Raw genomic sequence first — 2,236 nt, forward strand, 5'->3', positions numbered from 1 at the left:
AGGAAGGTGTATTCGCGGATCAGGCGCCCGGCGGACCAGTTGAGTTCAACCAGCATGTCGACGAAGGGCTCGTTGATCGGCCGATCGCTGCTCACCTTGACGACGGCACCGTTGCCCCGGCGCTCGACGCTCATGCGAAGGCCGCTGACGGACGGGGAGAAATCGATGCCGGCCTGCCGGAATGCTTCGGCAGATGCCAGCCGGGCAGTCATGTTCTGGAGTTCTTCGGGCGCCGCGGCGATTTCCACCTCCGCACGCAGAGGCTGCCCCAAGCCGCTGAGGACCGTGATGCGCCCCAGACCGGCAGCACTTGCACTAAGGGAGAGGGCACCGATGGAAGCGGCGAGAAGGGTGCGTTTGAGCCGGCTTTTCACAAGAATCTTAGGCACGAAGGCAGATCATCGAAATCGAGTTATCGATGAACATAACATCATGGGTTTGGTGAGGCAAGTTCAAGCGTCGATTGAACTGGCTAGTAAATTACACTCGACATAAAAAAGGCGGCTTGCGCCGCCTCTTTCACCTGTCTTTTCAAGCTTCGAGCAGGATGCGCAGCATACGGCGCAGCGGTTCGGCCGCGCCCCACAGAAGCTGGTCGCCCACCGTGAAGGCTGAGAGGTACTCGCCGCCCATCGACAGCTTGCGCAGCCGGCCGACCGGAACGGTCAGGGTGCCGGTGACGGCGGTGGGGGTGAGATCCCGCATCGACGCTTCGCGCTGGTTGGGGACGACCTTCACCCAGTCGTTGGCGGAAGCCAGCATGGCTTCGATCTCGTCGACGGGGATGTCCTTCTTGAGCTTGAGGGTGAGCGCCTGGCTGTGGCAGCGCATGGCGCCGATGCGCACGCACAGGCCGTCGATGGGCACCGCCGGGGCGCTGAAGCCTTCGCCGCGACCGAGGATCTTGTTGGTCTCGACGCCGCCCTTCCATTCTTCCTTGGACTGACCGTTGCCCAGATCCTTGTCGATCCAGGGGATCAGCGAGCCAGCCAGCGGCACGCCGAAGTTGGAGGCCGGGAAGGCGTCGTCGCGCATGGTGCCGGCAACTTCGCGGTCGATGTCGAGGATGGCCGAGGCGGGATCGTCGAGCAGCTCCTTGACCGAGCGGTTGAGTTCGCCCATCTGGGAAAGCAGCTCGCGCATGTTCTGGGCGCCGGCGCCGGAGGCGGCCTGGTAGGTCATGGAGGTGGCCCACTCGACCAGATCGCGCTGGAACAGGCCGCCGAGGGCCATCAGCATCAGCGACACGGTGCAGTTGCCGCCGATCCAGTCACGGCCGCCTTTGGCGAGGGAATCCTTGATGACGTGCATGTTGACCGGATCGAGGATGATGACGGCCTTCGGGTCCATGCGCAGGGACGAGGCTGCGTCGATCCAGTGGCCGTTCCAGCCGGCCGCGCGCAGCTTGGGGTACACCTCGTTGGTGTAGTCGCCGCCCTGACAGGTGATGACGATGTCCATCGCCTTCAGTTCGTCGATGTCGCGCGCGTCCTTGAGCGCGGGCGCCTCCTTGCCGAAGTTGGGCGCCTTGCCCCCGGCGTTGGAGGTGGTGAAGAACACCGGCTCGATCAAGGCGAAGTCGTTTTCCTCGCGCATGCGCTGCATGAGCACGGAACCGACCATGCCGCGCCAACCAACCAGACCCACTCTTTTCATTTGTATCCCCGATCAGACTTGAATGTTGTTTTGGATTGCTTACAGCGCCGCGATGACCGCGTCGCCCATTTCCTTGGTGCCCACGCGGCGGGTGCCGGGCTCGTAGATGTCGCCGGTGCGATAGCCGGCGGCCAGCACTTTCTTGACGGCGGTTTCGATACGCGCAGCCTGGGTTTCGAGATTGAAACTGTATCGCAACATCATCGCAGCCGAGAGCATGGTGGCCAGCGGGTTGGCGACGTCCTTGCCGGCGATGTCCGGCGCGGAGCCGTGGCTGGGCTCGTACATGCCCTTGCCGGCGGCGTTGAGCGAGGCGGACGGCAGCATGCCGATGGAGCCGGTGAGCATCGAGGCTTCGTCGGAGAGGATGTCGCCGAACATGTTGCCGGTGACCATCACGTCGAACTGCTTGGGCGCGCGCACGAGCTGCATGGCGGCGTTATCCACCAGCATGTGGGAGAGCTCCACGTCCGGGTAGTCGGCGGAGAGTTCAATCATCACGTCGCGCCACAGCTGGGTGGTTTCGAGGACGTTCATCTTGTCCACCGAGCACAGCTTCTTGCCGCGTTTCCGGGCGGCC

3 protein-coding genes are annotated in these 2,236 nt (G+C 63.6%); all 3 read right to left on the reverse strand.

Annotation, left to right across the window (positions count from 1 at the left end):
* On the reverse strand, nucleotides 1-389 hold a 389-nt coding region (locus tag ACE3PP_RS01225; protein ID WP_374377351.1), incomplete at its 3' end, for a FimV family protein.
* A 142-nt stretch (nucleotides 390-531) separates the two neighbouring features.
* Entirely contained in the window at nucleotides 532-1,656 is a 1,125-nt protein-coding gene (asd, locus tag ACE3PP_RS01230) for an aspartate-semialdehyde dehydrogenase (protein ID WP_374377352.1), read from the reverse strand.
* A 39-nt stretch (nucleotides 1,657-1,695) separates the two neighbouring features.
* The coding region (locus ACE3PP_RS01235; protein ID WP_374377353.1) for an isocitrate/isopropylmalate family dehydrogenase at nucleotides 1,696-2,236 on the reverse strand (541 nt) is incomplete at its 5' end.

Source organism: Dongia sp. (genome assembly GCF_041910485.1).
Classification (GTDB): domain Bacteria; phylum Pseudomonadota; class Alphaproteobacteria; order Dongiales; family Dongiaceae; genus Dongia.

Coding starts and splice junctions, on each gene's coding strand:
- asd (WP_374377352.1), bottom strand. CDS start 1,656: ATGAAAAGAGTGGGTCTGGTTGGTTGGCGCGGCATGGTCGGTTCCGTG.